This is a genomic window from Microbacterium endophyticum, assembly GCF_011047135.1.
GTDB classification, from domain to species: Bacteria; Actinomycetota; Actinomycetes; order Actinomycetales; family Microbacteriaceae; genus Microbacterium; species Microbacterium endophyticum.
In genome coordinates this window covers 1,994,420-2,009,592 of record NZ_CP049255.1, presented here as the reverse complement: position 1 = coordinate 2,009,592, position 15,173 = coordinate 1,994,420, and the positions used below count along the sequence as shown (strand labels likewise).

At 59.9% G+C, this 15,173-nt stretch carries 13 protein-coding genes, 3 tRNA genes and 1 rRNA gene; 6 read left to right on the top strand and 11 right to left on the bottom strand.

The window, feature by feature from the left end; genetic code table 11:
• Positions 1 to 353 precede the first annotated feature (353 nt).
• From G6N83_RS09395 to G6N83_RS09365, 7 genes are all read right to left on the bottom strand, one after another.
• Positions 354 to 1,877 (bottom strand): 16S ribosomal RNA (locus G6N83_RS09395).
• Between the two features lie 477 nt (positions 1,878 to 2,354).
• Positions 2,355 to 2,984, bottom strand: a complete 630-nt coding sequence (locus G6N83_RS09390; RefSeq protein ID WP_165141468.1) for a hypothetical protein — start codon at positions 2,982 to 2,984, stop codon at positions 2,355 to 2,357.
• Between the two features lie 250 nt (positions 2,985 to 3,234).
• A tRNA-Met gene (locus tag G6N83_RS09385) sits at positions 3,235 to 3,308 on the bottom strand.
• A 32-nt stretch (positions 3,309 to 3,340) separates the two neighbouring features.
• Positions 3,341 to 3,412, bottom strand: a tRNA-Thr gene (locus G6N83_RS09380).
• A 72-nt stretch (positions 3,413 to 3,484) separates the two neighbouring features.
• A complete protein-coding gene (locus G6N83_RS09375; RefSeq protein WP_165141466.1) occupies positions 3,485 to 4,534 on the bottom strand; it encodes a M23 family metallopeptidase in 1,050 nt (349 codons plus the stop codon).
• A 340-nt stretch (positions 4,535 to 4,874) separates the two neighbouring features.
• Complete coding sequence (locus G6N83_RS09370) at positions 4,875 to 5,666, bottom strand: inositol monophosphatase family protein (protein WP_165141464.1); 792 nt, start codon at positions 5,664 to 5,666, stop codon at positions 4,875 to 4,877.
• A 48-nt stretch (positions 5,667 to 5,714) separates the two neighbouring features.
• A complete protein-coding gene (locus G6N83_RS09365; RefSeq protein WP_165141462.1) occupies positions 5,715 to 6,665 on the bottom strand; it encodes a hypothetical protein in 951 nt (316 codons plus the stop codon).
• 259 nt (positions 6,666 to 6,924) lie between these two features.
• Here G6N83_RS09365 and G6N83_RS09360 point away from each other — a divergent pair, with 259 nt between their 5' ends.
• Positions 6,925 to 8,100: an IS481 family transposase gene (locus G6N83_RS09360; protein WP_165141304.1), complete on the top strand. Its 1,176-nt coding sequence runs from the start codon at positions 6,925 to 6,927 to the stop codon at positions 8,098 to 8,100.
• 47 nt (positions 8,101 to 8,147) lie between these two features.
• Here G6N83_RS09360 and G6N83_RS09355 read toward each other — a convergent pair.
• From G6N83_RS09355 to G6N83_RS09345, 3 genes are all read right to left on the bottom strand, one after another.
• Positions 8,148 to 8,229, bottom strand: a tRNA-Tyr gene (locus tag G6N83_RS09355).
• 131 nt (positions 8,230 to 8,360) lie between these two features.
• A complete protein-coding gene (locus G6N83_RS09350) occupies positions 8,361 to 9,284 on the bottom strand; it encodes a carbohydrate kinase family protein (protein WP_165141460.1) in 924 nt (307 codons plus the stop codon).
• Complete coding sequence (locus G6N83_RS09345) at positions 9,281 to 9,781, bottom strand: FBP domain-containing protein (RefSeq protein ID WP_165143356.1); 501 nt, start codon at positions 9,779 to 9,781, stop codon at positions 9,281 to 9,283. Before G6N83_RS09345 ends, G6N83_RS09350 begins: the two co-directional genes overlap by 4 nt.
• A gap of 71 nt (positions 9,782 to 9,852) precedes the next feature.
• Here G6N83_RS09345 and G6N83_RS09340 point away from each other — a divergent pair, with 71 nt between their 5' ends.
• A complete protein-coding gene (locus G6N83_RS09340) occupies positions 9,853 to 10,341 on the top strand; it encodes a YajQ family cyclic di-GMP-binding protein (protein ID WP_165141458.1) in 489 nt (162 codons plus the stop codon).
• Positions 10,342 to 10,359: 18 nt separating this feature from the next.
• Here G6N83_RS09340 and G6N83_RS09335 read toward each other — a convergent pair whose 3' ends face one another.
• The gene (locus G6N83_RS09335) at positions 10,360 to 11,160 is read right to left on the bottom strand and encodes a siderophore-interacting protein (protein WP_208380031.1); all 801 of its coding nucleotides are present in this window, start codon (positions 11,158 to 11,160) and stop codon (positions 10,360 to 10,362) included.
• Between the two features lie 57 nt (positions 11,161 to 11,217).
• Here G6N83_RS09335 and G6N83_RS09330 point away from each other — a divergent pair, with 57 nt between their 5' ends.
• From G6N83_RS09330 to G6N83_RS09315, 4 genes are read left to right on the top strand one after another with little or no spacing between them, the layout of a single operon-like run.
• Entirely contained in the window at positions 11,218 to 12,228 is a 1,011-nt protein-coding gene (locus G6N83_RS09330) for a FecCD family ABC transporter permease (RefSeq protein WP_165141454.1), read from the top strand.
• Positions 12,225 to 13,280, top strand: coding sequence for a FecCD family ABC transporter permease (locus G6N83_RS09325; RefSeq protein ID WP_206535801.1), 1,056 nt, complete (start codon positions 12,225 to 12,227; stop codon positions 13,278 to 13,280). Before G6N83_RS09330 ends, G6N83_RS09325 begins: the two co-directional genes overlap by 4 nt.
• On the top strand, positions 13,277 to 14,119 hold the full coding sequence (locus G6N83_RS09320) for an ABC transporter ATP-binding protein (protein ID WP_165141452.1): 843 nt from the start codon (positions 13,277 to 13,279) through the stop codon (positions 14,117 to 14,119). Before G6N83_RS09325 ends, G6N83_RS09320 begins: the two co-directional genes overlap by 4 nt.
• Before the next feature lie 23 nt (positions 14,120 to 14,142).
• Complete coding sequence (locus G6N83_RS09315; RefSeq protein WP_165141450.1) at positions 14,143 to 15,159, top strand: ABC transporter substrate-binding protein; 1,017 nt, start codon at positions 14,143 to 14,145, stop codon at positions 15,157 to 15,159.
• Positions 15,160 to 15,173: the final 14 nt, after the last annotated feature.

Below are 15,173 nucleotides of genomic sequence, written 5' to 3'. Positions count from 1 at the left end.
AATGATCTATAAAGATCATCTTTGTGAAACGATCCGAAGATCGTCTCTAAGATGCTCGCGTCCACTGTGTAGTTCTCAAAGTACGGGCGGTACCTTTCCCGCGTGCCGTCACCGGCCGCCAAAAAAGGCCCTGAAGTCCGTCGATTCCCGAAGAAATCATCCGGTCCCTCAGGACCCAACAGCGTGCAAGTGCCACAATCAATCACCATCGCCTTTCCAACCGTAAACGGCGTACTCAACTCCAGATCAATCCCGCGACACCCTGTCAAATGTTCCACCCATGAGCTACCAGTCGAGAACGTATGCCTCGAATCTGGCTCTGGAAGGCCCGAAGACCTCCAAGTGCTCCTTAGAAAGGAGGTGATCCAGCCGCACCTTCCGGTACGGCTACCTTGTTACGACTTAGTCCTAATTACCGATCCTACCTTCGACGGCTCCCTCCACAAGGGTTGGGCCACCGGCTTCAGGCATTACCGACTTTCATGACTTGACGGGCGGTGTGTACAAGACCCGGGAACGTATTCACCGCAGCGTTGCTGATCTGCGATTACTAGCGACTCCGACTTCATGAGGTCGAGTTGCAGACCTCAATCCGAACTGGGACCGGCTTTTTGGGATTCGCTCCACCTTACGGTATTGCAGCCCTTTGTACCGGCCATTGTAGCATGCGTGAAGCCCAAGACATAAGGGGCATGATGATTTGACGTCATCCCCACCTTCCTCCGAGTTGACCCCGGCAGTATCCCATGAGTTCCCACCATTACGTGCTGGCAACATAGAACGAGGGTTGCGCTCGTTGCGGGACTTAACCCAACATCTCACGACACGAGCTGACGACAACCATGCACCACCTGTTTACGAGTGTCCAAAGAGAACTACATTTCTGCAGCGTTCTCGTATATGTCAAGCCTTGGTAAGGTTCTTCGCGTTGCATCGAATTAATCCGCATGCTCCGCCGCTTGTGCGGGTCCCCGTCAATTCCTTTGAGTTTTAGCCTTGCGGCCGTACTCCCCAGGCGGGGAACTTAATGCGTTAGCTGCGTCACGGAATCCGTGGAATGGACCCCACAACTAGTTCCCAACGTTTACGGGGTGGACTACCAGGGTATCTAAGCCTGTTTGCTCCCCACCCTTTCGCTCCTCAGCGTCAGTTACGGCCCAGAGATCTGCCTTCGCCATCGGTGTTCCTCCTGATATCTGCGCATTCCACCGCTACACCAGGAATTCCAATCTCCCCTACCGCACTCTAGTCTGCCCGTACCCACTGCAGGCTGGAGGTTGAGCCTCCAGTTTTCACAGCAGACGCGACAAACCGCCTACGAGCTCTTTACGCCCAATAATTCCGGATAACGCTTGCGCCCTACGTATTACCGCGGCTGCTGGCACGTAGTTAGCCGGCGCTTTTTCTGCAAGTACCGTCACTTTCGCTTCTTCCTTGCTAAAAGAGGTTTACAACCCGAAGGCCGTCGTCCCTCACGCGGCGTTGCTGCATCAGGCTTGCGCCCATTGTGCAATATTCCCCACTGCTGCCTCCCGTAGGAGTCTGGGCCGTGTCTCAGTCCCAGTGTGGCCGGTCACCCTCTCAGGCCGGCTACCCGTCGACGCCTTGGTGAGCCATTACCTCACCAACAAGCTGATAGGCCGCGAGCTCATCCCTGACCGAAATTCTTTCCAACTACTGAAGATGCCTTCGCAGTTCATATCCGGTATTAGACGCCGTTTCCAGCGCTTATCCCAGAGTCAGGGGCAGATTGCTCACGTGTTACTCACCCGTTCGCCACTGATCCAGCAGAGCAAGCTCCACCTTCACCGTTCGACTTGCATGTGTTAAGCACGCCGCCAGCGTTCATCCTGAGCCAGGATCAAACTCTCCGTAAAAGAAAATTGCATACAACAACCGGAAAAAGGTCGAAGCAGCGAGTTTGAACTGACCAAAAGGATGTCATTACTGACAATCCGTTACCAGCCCGAAGACTGGATTTTTGATCCAAAGGAATCTCATCTCGCCGAAACGAGATAGAGGTTATTTGGCATTTGACAAGTGCACGCTGTTGAGTTCTCAAGGATCGGATGCTCCCACTTTCCAGCCTCTCGGCCTTCCACGCAGGGCAACTTCTCTATCTTATTCTCTTTCCGGCGCTTGTCAAGCTGGCTTTTTTCAGATGAAATCTGGAAAAAGAGCATGACGTATCAGCGCTTTTAAGAGGAAGATTTGATGCTCCGTGACCGGCTTTTCAGCTCATCACCGGGGCAACTTGAATAGCTTAACCCATCCCTGACCCAACTTCAAACCACACCAGCATCGGGAACAATCACGACTGCAGCCAGCACACTACTTCCCCGTAATCATGCGGCTTATCGAGACGAAACGAGGTCGTTTGATGCCGTCAGTTCGGGCGTGTCGACGGCATCATCCTCGCGTCGAAAGATGATCTTGAAGATCGGGAAGAACACCGCTGCCGAGATCAGCGCGTTGATCAGCATCGTGACGACGTCGGCGCTTGCTTCGCCGGCATCCCCCATCCCCCGGGTGGAGATCAACAACTCATAGATCGGAGCTTTGTAGAAGCCTTGGAGTGCTGCCGCCCCGAAGGTGATGACCACGTAGGCCAGCGCGTACCAGAGCGCCGCCCACCACGGATTGCTGTTCGATTTGAAAGTGATGTTGCGCTGCGCGAAGAAGTTCAACACTTGAGCGATAGCAAGGGTGATCTGCACCGCAAGAAAGTAGGCCAATCCCCCACCGCCATCAGGCAAGGACCCGGCTGCGTAGTCGAATATGTAATAGCCATCAGTGCCCACGGGAAACGCCTGGAATCCCATGCTGACGAGTTCGGTCATGCCGAACAACCATTTGATCAAAGGCATCAAAATCAGCTGCAGCACCGTCATGCCGATATTGAGCAGCGTGAAGACGATGAGCTGCGCCAGCGTTTCTTGCTTCCTGGAGAATTCGAGCCAGGTTGTCTTCGTATCGCGCGCCATAGCTGTACTCATCTCCATCTGTCGTCAGGCTCGCTCTTCTCCATTCGAGGAGCGCGCCGCGTTCAGTGAATCAAGTGAGGGCATCGACGAAGAGACAGCACGCACAAATTGTCGACTAGAGCACATAACCTGCCTAATGACCGGAGCTCAAGCCAATCAGGCACGAAAAAAGCGTTGATGCAAAACATCAACGCTTTTTGTGAGAAGAAACACCGATTTCGATATGCCGTCTCGACTATTACCACTTCGGTAGCAGGAGAGAGATTCGAACTCTCGACCTCACGATTATGAGTCGTGCGCTCTCACCAACTGAGCTACCCTGCCGCACTGCATCCACCGTGAAAGAAGATGATGCGAGCCCCGAGTCAGGATTGAACTGACGACCCCTTCCTTACCATGGAAGTGCTCTACCACTGAGCTATCGGGGCATTCCCGGATCTCTCCGGGCAACTCAAAGAGAATACCAGAGCAACGGCAACTCGCTGAATCGAGGACGAAGATCAGCCGAGGCTGTCACGTCCGGCATTGGCTTCTAGCCACGCAATCGGGTCGATGGGAGTAACACCGTTCATCAGCACCTCAACGTGCGTGTGCGCGCCGAACGAGTGTCCGGTGTTGCCGGTCTGCCCGATGAACTGGCCAGCTTCGACTACGTCACCAACGCTCACTTGCAGCGAACCGTACTGCATGTGTCCGTAGCGCGTCGAAACAAGCTGTCCATCAATCTCATGATCAATGACGACTGTGACACCGTATGCGCCACCGCTCTCCGTCGCGATGCGCACGGTGCCGGCCGCAATCGCCTGAACGTGCGCTCCAGCGCCTGGGACGAAGTCAGCGCCCTCGTGGAATCCACCGCTGCGCATCCCAAAGCCGTAGCTGATTGAGACACCGACAGCGAACGGCCATTGAATTGCCGCATCCGGATCATTCACGTAGAAGTCTGTCGGCTGAGTGATGCCGAGTTCCGCGGCGGTTGCGGCGATACTTCCCGTCGAGTAATCCGAGCGACTGATCGCCGCGTTCTCAACATCCGCGGGCGCGACATAAGCCTGGATCTCGCCGCTCTCACCGAGGACATCACCGCCTGCCACAAGACTCGTCGTGCTCGAGCTCGCCGACGCAGCGCTCAATGCCTGCGCTGGTGTTGTCATGCCCACAGCGAGAAGTCCGACGACGCCGACGATACTGATCGAGAGCGACGTCGTCGTGGCGCGCTTTACTGCGGTTCCGCGGAACCGCCCCCAGCCTCGGCGGACCGACGTTTGCGGATCGCCATCTGAGCGTGCATCAGTGGCCATCGCAGCTGCCGCGACCTGGATGGGAAGCTCTCCCGTGAACGAAAAAAGCTTCGCAGCAGCGGCGAACTCGTCAACCTCGGAGTCATCTGCGACCGACGCACTCGAAGACTCGGCCCTATCGACATTGGGCGTGAGCGGTACCGCCAGCCACTCCGGATCGGCTTCCGTAACGGTATTGCTGGTCAAACCCTCGTCTGCGACAGATACCGCGACAACCGTCGGAACCTGCACCGACGAATTGATTTGCATAGCGCGCAACTGCCGCCTTGTCAACCCTGACTGCGCGATCTCTAGGGAGGGCGCAGAATCAGACGAAGACGAGATCTCACCGCGTTCACTCGCTACGTGCAACTCAGCATCAGTCTGAGAAACACGGGCGGAACGACGTGTGCGAGCGGAGGCGCTCAAGGGAAGATCAGAAGTCAACGGGCAGTAGGCTCTCGGGTCTCGTCGTCGGGCACGACGGTTAAACGTTCGGAACAAAGATCTTGGTCATTACTCATCTTCCGCAACGGGCGTCAAGGCTCGCTCGAAAGATAACGACTTGGTAAACGATAGCGTCTTCAGTCTGAGAATGCCATGTAGGGCGTCAACTTTCGATTGCAGCCGCGAGGCGATCGTAGAACGCACTCCCCGCGGCAATTGTCATGTCGCGCCCCGGCCGACCACTGGGCGCACCGCCCACACGACCACCTGCCTCCGACACCAAAAGTGCGCCCGCCGCGTGATCCCACGGGTGCAGACCGCGCTCGTAATACGCATCTAGCCGTCCCGCCGCGACAAAAGCAAGGTCGAGAGAGGCAGCTCCAATGCGGCGGATGTCTCGCGCCAGCGGCATCACCCGTGCCAGAAGAGCAAGCGCTGCCGCATGGGTGGCCGGGTCATATCCGAAGCCCGTGGCAAGTAGTGCGCCCGCTTCAGTTGGCTCGGGGCTCATCTGCAAACGAGTCTCGCCCAACCACGCGCCTCCTCCGCGTGTGGCGTGGAACAATTCGCCAGACATCGGGTTGAAAACGACTCCGATTTCGTTCACCCAGGTTTCGGGATTGGACGATCCTGAAACCGCGGCGATGCTCACTGCGTACGAGGGGATGCCGTAGGCGTAGTTCACCGTGCCGTCGATCGGGTCGACTACCCACGTGAGACCTGTGGTTTCACCCGCCGAGCCGGACTCCTCGCCGAGGAATCCATCGTTGGGCCGCTGCGCTTTCAAGCGGTCGCGAATGAGACTTTCGACCTCACGGTCCGCTTCCGTCACGATGTCGGCGACCGCCGATTTGGTGGCGGCAATCGCAACGCCCTGACTGCGGCGCCGCGCCGCGAGCGCTCCCGCTTCTCGCGCGATGCCGACGGCCATGGGAAGTAGTTCACTCACGTTCACGCTCCCCACGCTACTCGCGCGCCTGCGACACACTCGACCCAGCCGCAACTAGTCGCGAGGCGGAAGCGGCGGCGGCGGCGGAAATCCTTCGTATCCCGCGCGGCTTTCTGGCGCTGCTCCTGTGGCCGGGGCATCATCCTTTGGCGGAACCCATGTTTCCACCCGAGGATCGATCGCTCCAGGACTCGGATATCCCGTGTAATAAGCGTTCCAGTCAGGCGTGCCATCCACCATGACGGGCAGTGGCGTGAATCCATCGACATATGTCGGCCATGACTGTGTCGGCGCTGCGTGCTGCGTGGCCTGTGCTGCAGCATGCGTCCATGAGGGCGATGCTCCCCCGAAGGGAGCCGCCGGATGCTTTGGCTTCTTCGGCGCAAACAGTACGTTGACCAGTGGAACGAGAGCCGTACCCACTGCCCCGAGAATTGCAACTGCCACGACGATCCGCCAGTAAAGACTGTGGAAATCGACCCACTCGCTCAGCATCAGCGGCAAGACCAACAAGACGGCGAGAACCGCGACAAGGCCCATCGTGATGTAGCTGATCACTGTCGTGAACGTCATGCGGTATCGCTGGTACGCGCGGCTATAGAGGCGAATGTGCAGCAACGCGAGTTGCAAGATCAGCACGATCAGGAAGAACGAGAAGACGCGCAACGAGCTCGACCCGAAGAAGTAGGAACTCTCCGGCATCCAGGTGAGGAATGCACCGATGAGAAGAGCGAGAATCCAGCTCCCCATACTCAACAACGAGAACCAAAGGGGCCGACGCTCCGCCAGGTGCACTTCCAAAATTGCGATCCCTGCGAAACCCGTGAGAAGCACAATCGTCAGGAAAGCTCGGCCAACGAGGCCGTTCGACTCCCCCACGAGTACCCACACGACACAGACAAGTGCTGCGGCGATGAGCGCACCGATCGCGACCCAAATCGCCACTCGCAAAAGCGGTGAATCGGACGCATTATCAGCGGACGGTTGAGGTTCTGGCGTGGTCATGACGAGCTCCCTTCGGCGAGCCTGAACTCGCTCGCCCATCCTGTCACGTGGCACCGAGAGCTGTGCACGCCACAGTGCTTCTGTGAATATCTCGGAATACTCCACACGTCTCAGACGGCGAGCGCATCCGGAACGCGAAAAAGGCCCCGCAATGCGGGGCCTTTTCTTCACAACGTGGCGAGTGAGGTGTCTGGGTTCACGACATAGGTCACAGGTGATAGGTCCTTGGTGAGTCGCGTCATGCGTCACAGTCCGATGTATGTCGAAGCATCGGGTTGTTGTTTTGAAGATCATCGCGGGCCAGCTCACCGTCACCGACGCGGCGATCGAGTACGGGATCTCCCGTCGACATTTGCATCGGCTACTCGCTCGTTACCGTGACGGTGGACTGGACGCGGTCGAGCCACGCTCACGGCGACCGAAGACGAACGCGTCCGCCACACCGGAACAAGTTCGCGCCCGGATCATCACCCTTCGGGCGGAACTCACAACCCAAGGACTCGATGCCGGCCCTGTCACGATCGCCTGGCACCTCGAACACGAGCAACACACACCGCCATCGACATCCACGATCAGACGCATCCTGCACACCGCCGGGTTGATCACTCCCGAACCCCGCAAACGACCGAAATCGTCCTACATCCGCTTCGAAGCAGCCCAACCCAACGAGACCTGGCAATCAGACTTCACCCACTGGCGCCTCGCAAACGGCCAGGACGTCGAAATCCTGAACTGGCTCGACGACCACTCCCGCTACCTCCTGTCCTGCACCGCCCACACCCCGGTCACCGGCGACAACGTCGTCACCACATTCCTCGCAGCAACCGACGAACACGGCACCCCCGCCTCAACACTCACCGACAACGGCCGCGTCTACACAGCCCGATTCGGCGGCGGGCGCAACGCCTTCGAATACCTCCTCGCACTACTCGGAGTGAAACAAAAGAACGGCACACCCAACCACCCGCAGACCCAAGGCAAAATCGAACGCTTCCACCAAACCCTCAAACGATGGCTCGGAGCCAGACCCCCAGCCACCACCCTGCATGAGCTACAACTCCAGCTCGACCACTTCCGACACCACTACAACGAGCAGCGCCCCCACCGAAGCAACAACAGAACAACACCAGAGGCCACCTACCGTGCATCCCCGAAAGCTCTCCCCACAGCCCCACGGGCAGGACACTTCAGAATCCGCTACGACCACGTCGGCAGCAACGGCAAAATGAGCCTTCGCCGAGCCGGACGAATGCACCACCTCGGCATCGGAACAGCCCACCGCGGCAAACGCATCATCGCGCTCATCGACGAAACAACCGTCACGATCATCCACCTCGACACCGCCGAGATCATCGCAACAAACACCATCAACACACAACGCGCCTACTGGCGCAACGAAATGAAAGAGCCCGGCCGATGGCCGGGCTCTTTCTGACACATGTCGCGACTCAGGTGAGACCTATGTCGCGACTCATCACAACGTGGCGAGTGAGGGATTCGAACCCCCGAAGTCTACGACGGCTGATTTACAGTCAGATCCCTTTGGCCACTTGGGTAACTCGCCAAGGCGCACCCGCCCAGCTTTTGCAGTCGACCGGAGGCGCGATCTCCAATATTACTATCGCGAGGCGCTCGGCAGAAATCGAGATGCTCTCGCGCGTCGCGCTCACGCCGTGGGCCGCGGTTTCACGGGGTTCAGCTGCCGAAGCGCCCAACACCCAATCCTGAGAGCGCCGACGGCAAACGCAATAGTGGACCTTCAAACCGACAGGTCGCCGCAGCCACGTCCATCGCAGTAACGAGCACCTCTTGCCACTGTGACGCGTCTTGCGGCGAGTGTGAAAGCAATGATGCGATCACCGAGGACAGTGCGGCATCCCCTGCTCCCACTGTGTCGATGATGAGGCCGGGCATCTTTGAGATCGGCGCGGACACGACGGTACCGCCGGCCCCCACGATCGCGCCGGCTGTGCCCGACGTCGTCATCACCGCGTCAACGCCCATGCGCACCAGACGCGCGCGAAGTTCAGCGATCGACGCGCCATAGAGCACGGCGGCATCGTCATCGTCTAGCTTCACGAGACTTGCGTTCGCGATGACACTCTCAAAGCCGCTGATGAACTCGGCGCGATCACGCAATACCCCACCTTTCGGGTTGGGGTCGATGCACACGTGCCCTTCTGCCCCCTCGAGAGCTTTGGCGAGCGCCCGTGTCTGGGCAGCATCATCGAAAGGAAAACAACTCACGATTGTCTGAGCAGCTGTGGCCACCGCGTGGGCTTCGACAGCACCGAACTGGATGCCGCGGTGCTTTGCCGCTCTGTTGAATTCGCGGGTCGGCTCGTGTCCCGGTGAGCGCACACTCGCTACTCGAACCGTGCCGTGGCGGCCAGTCGTCGCGATCAGACGAACCCCGTAGTCGTCGAGGTAGCTGCGGATGTGATCGCCGTCGCTATCGTCACCGACCATAGCGATGAGGCTCGTGGGAAATCCGAGACGAGCAAGCCCGACCGCGACGTTGAGGGCTGCTCCGCCGACGAATTCGCGCGCACCGAGATCATCTCGGATCTCTTCGATACGAGCATCTCCGATGATGACGACGCGACCCGCCGTTCTCACTGTGGCATCTCTCCGCTCGCCGCAACCCTGTCGACGAACGCGTAAACGCGCCGCTTTGTGCCATCGATTTTGAGATCGACGCTGCCGCGAACTTCGCTCGGAGCGAGGGGATGGGCGAGTCGCACGTTCTCGTGGCACGACAGATCACGGCAGATGTACGTGCCGACGCTTTCGGTTGAGTCATCCGAAGTTCGGGCTTTACGCGCTGTGAAAAGCGCCACCTGATTGCCAGGCTGCATCGTATGGCACACATTGCACATCGCGTTGCGTGCCCGAGAGTTGCCTTCAGCAGCACGCATGACAACGCCGGTGGGTGTTCCGTCGCGCTCTGCAACGACGTAAGCACGCCCGCGTGCGCGCGGATCTTCCCAGGCCAGGAAATCGAGATGGTCCCACTCAGTGAGCGGGAAATCGAGCGGTACAGATAGGAGGCGCAAGTCGTCGTCTTCGGCGTTGACGAACGAGGCGCGCAGTTCTTCCTCGGTCAGCGGACGCATGCGCTTCATCTTACGAACCCTTTCGACCTCGTCGCCAGGGCCTGCCTCACAGACGCCGATAGAATCTCCCCATGGCTGATTCCTCGTTTGACATTGTGTCCAAGGTCGACCACCAGGAGGCGGACAACGCCCTGAACCAGGCTCGCAAAGAAGTAGAGCAGCGCTACGACTTCAAAGGCACCGATTCTTCCATCGAGTGGAGTGGCGAAACGATCCTCATCAAGGCGAACTCAGAAGAGCGCGCGAAGGCTGTTCTCGACGTCTTCCAGACCAAGCTGATCAAGCGTGGCATCTCTCTGAAGAGCCTTGAGTCTGGCGAACCAGCCGCGAGCGGCCGCGAATACCGCATCGTGTCGACCTTGAAAGACGGTATCTCGCAGGAGAATGCGAAGAAGATCGGAAAACTCATTCGCGACGAAGGCCCGAAGGCTGTCAAGTCGCAGATTCAGGGCGACGAGCTTCGCGTGCAGTCAAAGAGTCGCGACGACCTGCAAGAAGTCATCCGCCTGCTGAAGGCTGCTGACCTTGACGTAGACCTTCAGTTCATCAACTACCGCTAGAGAGCTGGCGCCCGAGCGTCACGAAGCTACAGGGCTGTGCTTCCAGAAGCCGGAGAACGTGATTCGCGACTTTGGGAGCCCAGCGCGGTGAAGCACTCGACGGCCTTCCGTCGCGAGTGATGACTCTCCCACGATGAACGCATAGGCACCCGCGTCCGGAGCGGGGCGCGCGGCAAGCGCGGCGAGCGCCCTGACTCCCGGCACCTCGTGCGCCGCGTCGCGAGGAATCCAGATGACTTCAACGCCCGCGGGGGCGGCAAGCTGTTCGACATCTCCGGATGCCGCGACCTCAATGATCGCAGTGCCCGTCACCGAGGCATCGAGGTCACGAAGGATGCCGCGAATAGCCGGCAGACCGGTTTCGTCCGAGATGACATGGACCTCAGTGGCATCCTCTGGTCGATCAAAGAGCAGCCCCTGGTCGAGGAAGCCCACCGGCGATCCAGTTGCTGCGGTAGCAGCCCAAATCGCGACACCACCCGCGAGATTTCCATCGTGATCCCAGTGGAGCACGACGTCGATGTCCATCTCGGATCCGTTCTCTCCGCGGCGCACGTCAGAAACCGTGTAGTTGCTGTAGTGAGGGCGTAACTCGTCTGGCATCGCGAGGTACGGCTTCCACCAGACCCGCCCGTTGACGGGCGGGAGGGTAAGCGGCATCCCCACCTTCGGCGGGATGAAGAGGCGGAACCAGTGATCAAACCCGCCCCACTCGAAGTCGTCGAGCGTGCCCCCTCTGAGCGTTACGCGCTGAAAGGACGGGGAAAGACGCACCGTGCGCGCGACCTCAGCAGTCACGAGCTGAGGGGCAGTCGGCATGAGTCTTGGATAGCGGGCCACGAGTAGATCTTATTAGGTGAGGCTACGCTTATGTGCATGCGTTCTTTTCGACCACAGACGCGCGCCCGCGCGCTCGTGATCGCGTCCCTCGTTGCCGGTGCCCTCGCTATCGGCACTGTCAGCTTGCTCCTCGGCAGTAATCTCATCTCGCCCGTTGAGGTGTTGCGGGGCTTGTTCGCGCCGGACACCGATGCCGACGCGATCGTGTGGGGCTCCCGGGTGCCTCGCACTGTTCTCGGCATTTTTGTCGGTTTCTGCCTCGGTATTGCTGGCGCCGTCATGCAGGGGCAGACCCGAAACCCCCTCGCTGACCCTGGCATCTTCGGAGTGTCAGCCGGTGCGAGCCTCGCCGTCGTCATCGGTGTCTACGTCTTCGGAACATCATCGATCATCACGACGCTATGGCTCGCGCTCGTCGGTGCAATCGTCGCCAGCGTGGTGGTATTTTCTGTCGCCGCTCTCGGCCGAGGACTTGCCAGCCCCGTGCCCCTTGCCATTGCAGGATCGGCCGTTTCGGCGCTACTCGTCGCCTTCACCTCTCTTCTCGTCCTGAGCGATGAGACCACACTCGCGGCCTATCGCATCTGGGTTGTCGGGTCGCTCTCGGGCCGCTCGCTCGATGGCCTCGCAGCTGCCGCGGTCTTCGCGATCGCCGGACTCGCTCTCGCGTTGTTCAACATCCGCTCCCTCAACAACCTGGCGCTCGGTACCGAGCTCGCGCACGGTCTGGGTGAAAATCTCATCCGTGCCAGGCTCATCGGGCTCGGAGCGATCACACTGCTCACGGCAAGTGCTGTCGCAATTACCGGACCAATCGGTTTTGTGGGACTAACGGCGCCGCACATCGCACGATCCCTTGTCGGCGGAAACCACGCGTGGCTGCTACCTGCCTCCGGCCTCATCGGCGCGACAGTACTTCTCGCTTGCGATGTCGTCGGGCGTCTGATCGGGGGAAGCGCCGAAGTTCCGGTCGGTGTTGTCTTGGCGGTGCTCGGCGGAATCGTCTTCATCGCTATCGTGCGGCGGGGAAAGGTGGCGGCACTGTGACTACGACGATGCTCGACGATCGTTCCGTCACGCCGAAGCGACGGCATCCGCGCGCGCTCGTTGCCACAGCATCGCTCGCTGTCGCCCTCGTGCTGTGTGTGCTGATCGGCCTGTCTGTCGGCTCTTCGGCAATGAGCATCGGTGATCTGCTTCGTACTCTCACGGGCGACGGCACCTCGGGTGAGCAACTCATCGTCTTCGATCTGCGGATGCCGCGCGTCGCTGGTGCTGTCGTGATCGGTGCGAGTCTTGCCATCGCCGGCGCGCTGACGCAGACTTTCGCGCGGAACCCTCTCGCCTCGCCCGACATTCTCGGAGTGACATCCGGGGCGAGCCTCGGCGCCGTCGCCGCGATCGTCCTCGCGGGTGGTACCTACAGTGTCGGCGCGGGGCTCTTGAGCGTTGGCGTACCGCTGGCCGCCGTCATCGGAGCCGTTATCGCCGCCGCGCTCATCTACGCGCTGGCGTGGCGAGATGGCGTCGACACCTACCGGCTCATTCTCATCGGTATCGGGCTGACGGCGATGTTCGGCGGCGTGACCAGCTACCTCATCGCGCGCGCACAGATTTCGGCGGCAGCAACCGCCGCACAGTGGCTCGTTGGAAGCCTCTCGGGTATCTCCTGGGCCAGCGTGTGGCCCGTCGTGATCGTGCTTGTCGTCGTGCTGCCAATTGCACTTTTGCAGACCAAGAACCTCGACATCAGTCAACTGGGCGATGAGATGCCCGTCGCCCTCGGCGTTTCAGTTCAGCGTCACCGCCTGGTCGTCATCGCGTGTGCGGTCGTTTTAACCGCCGCGGCGGTCTCGGCGGGTGGACCAATCGAGTTCGTCGCGTTCGTCGCGCCCCAGATCGCTCGTCGACTCGGCGGTTACGGCAGACCGCCACTCATCGCATCCGCTCTCATGGGCGCCATCATCGTCGCGGGCGGTGACGCCATCACGCGGGGGACTCCCCTCACTGTGCCTGTCGGCATCATCACCGCCATCATCGGAGCCCCGTACCTCATCTGGCTCCTCACCCGCCGCTCGTCAAAAGGGAGCACCGCATGAACGAAGATCGGATGCCGACGCTCGAAGCGCGGGGAGTCACTCTCGCGTACGAGCAAAACGTGATCTTTCAAAACCTTGATCTTCGCATCGAAGAAGGCGAAATCACGACCCTGATCGGCGCCAATGGCTGCGGCAAATCGACGCTTCTCAAAGCGTTCGGGCGCCTTCTGCACGCAACATCGGGCGATGTTCTCCTTGAGGGCCGCCCCGTTCGCGAGACCCCGACACGAGAAGTCGCGAAGCGCCTCGCGATCTTGCCCCAAAAACCCGTCACACCGTCGGCGACCTCGGTGCGGGATCTTGTCGCGCGAGGACGCCACCCCCACCAGAGTCTCTGGCAGGCATGGACGGCCAAAGACTCAGCGATAGTCGATGCCGCGTTGACGTCGACTGGACTCGATGAACTCGCTGACCGAGATGCCGGGTCGCTCTCTGGTGGCCAGCTGCAGCGCGCGTGGATCGCGCTTGTGCTCGCTCAAGAAGCTCCCACGATTCTTCTTGACGAGCCGACAACATTTCTCGACCTCACACACCAGATCGACGTGCTGCGTTTGGTGGCGCAGATAAACCGCGATCGTGGTGCGACTGTCGTCATGGTGCTGCACGACCTCACCCTTGCTGCGCGTTACTCCCACCGGCTTGTCGCAATCAAAGACGGCAAAGTGGTCGCCGACGGAACGCCATGGGAGGTGTTGACCCCCGGCATCCTGCGAGACGCTTTTGACCTTGAAGCACTTGTGATCGCGGATCCGCACACCGGCTCGCCGCTCGTCGTGCCGCTCGACCCGACGTTCGTACACACGGAACAGGTGGCCGCGCACCACGATGTGGAGTTTTAATTAGGTTCGGCTAACCTAATTAAATGACCTCTTCGACCTTGCGGCATCGTGCCGCGCGCATCTTCGTTCCTGTTCTCGCGGTGGCCATGACCGCTCTCGCTGGATGCTCCGCATCGACTGCTTCGACGTCATCTGACACGTCGACAGACGCCGAGTGGAGCTACACGGATGACACGGGCACGACGGTCACCCTCGATCACAAGCCAGAAAAGATCGCGAGCTATGCCGACTACGCGATCGGAATGATGAGCTACGGGCTGGAGCCCGTAGCAATCTTCGGACGTCAAGACGTTGCAAGCGACGATCGCTTCGCCGACTACGACCTGTCGAACGTCGCCATCGTCGGCAACAGCTACGGTGAAATCGACCTCGAGGCGCTCGCCGCGGCGGCACCCGACATCATCGTGACGGGCATTTATCCGAAAGACCGCGACGGCACTCTTGACCTCGAGGGCCCCTACTACGCGTTCGCCGATGTTGAGCAGCAGGCCCAATTGGAGAAAATCGCCCCGATTGTCGCTATCGAAATTGGCGGCAACGGTAGCGACGTCATCGATAGCTTCAACAGCCTGGCTTCGGCGCTCGGAGTAAGTGATGACACGATCTCGGAAGCCAAAACCGAATACGATGCCGCAGCCGCCGATCTGACCGCCGCAGCCGCCGAGAACGACGTCGAGATCACGCAAGCGTACGCGGATACCGATGGCATGTACGTCGTGAAGCCAGAAGACGAGCCCGAGACTGCCCTCTACGGCAGCCTCGGTGTGAACTTCACGAACCTGAATCCCGATGGCGACTACTACTGGGATATCTACAGCTGGGAGAACGTCGGCGACATGATGACCGGAGACGTGCTCTTGATGAACGTCGAAGGTCTACAAGAAGACGACCTGCTCGAACAGGCGACGTTTGCTGACGACCCGGCGCTGAGCGCCGGACAGGTGTACCCGTGGCAGGTCGCAGCCTTTGACTACGCCTCACAGGCAGAGCAGATGACGAAGCTGGCGGACATCATCCGCAGTGCCGACAAGGTCGCGTAGCCCGATTTTTGAGC

What these genes read in the sequence shown, in the direction of transcription:
- G6N83_RS09390 (WP_165141468.1), bottom strand. Translation starts at nt 2,984, where the DNA reads ATGGCGCGCGATACGAAGACAACCTGGCTCGAATTCTCCAGGAAGCAA.
- G6N83_RS09375 (WP_165141466.1), bottom strand. Translation starts at nt 4,534, where the DNA reads ATGCAAATCAATTCGTCGGTGCAGGTTCCGACGGTTGTCGCGGTATCT.
- G6N83_RS09365 (WP_165141462.1), bottom strand. Translation starts at nt 6,665, where the DNA reads ATGACCACGCCAGAACCTCAACCGTCCGCTGATAATGCGTCCGATTCA.
- G6N83_RS09360 (WP_165141304.1), top strand. Translation starts at nt 6,925, where the DNA reads ATGTCGAAGCATCGGGTTGTTGTTTTGAAGATCATCGCGGGCCAGCTC.
- G6N83_RS09345 (WP_165143356.1), bottom strand. Translation starts at nt 9,781, where the DNA reads ATGCGTCCGCTGACCGAGGAAGAACTGCGCGCCTCGTTCGTCAACGCC.
- G6N83_RS09340 (WP_165141458.1), top strand. Translation starts at nt 9,853, where the DNA reads ATGGCTGATTCCTCGTTTGACATTGTGTCCAAGGTCGACCACCAGGAG.
- G6N83_RS09335 (WP_208380031.1), bottom strand. Translation starts at nt 11,160, where the DNA reads ATGCCGACTGCCCCTCAGCTCGTGACTGCTGAGGTCGCGCGCACGGTG.
- G6N83_RS09330 (WP_165141454.1), top strand. Translation starts at nt 11,218, where the DNA reads ATGCGTTCTTTTCGACCACAGACGCGCGCCCGCGCGCTCGTGATCGCG.
- G6N83_RS09320 (WP_165141452.1), top strand. Translation starts at nt 13,277, where the DNA reads ATGAACGAAGATCGGATGCCGACGCTCGAAGCGCGGGGAGTCACTCTC.
- G6N83_RS09315 (WP_165141450.1), top strand. Translation starts at nt 14,143, where the DNA reads ATGACCTCTTCGACCTTGCGGCATCGTGCCGCGCGCATCTTCGTTCCT.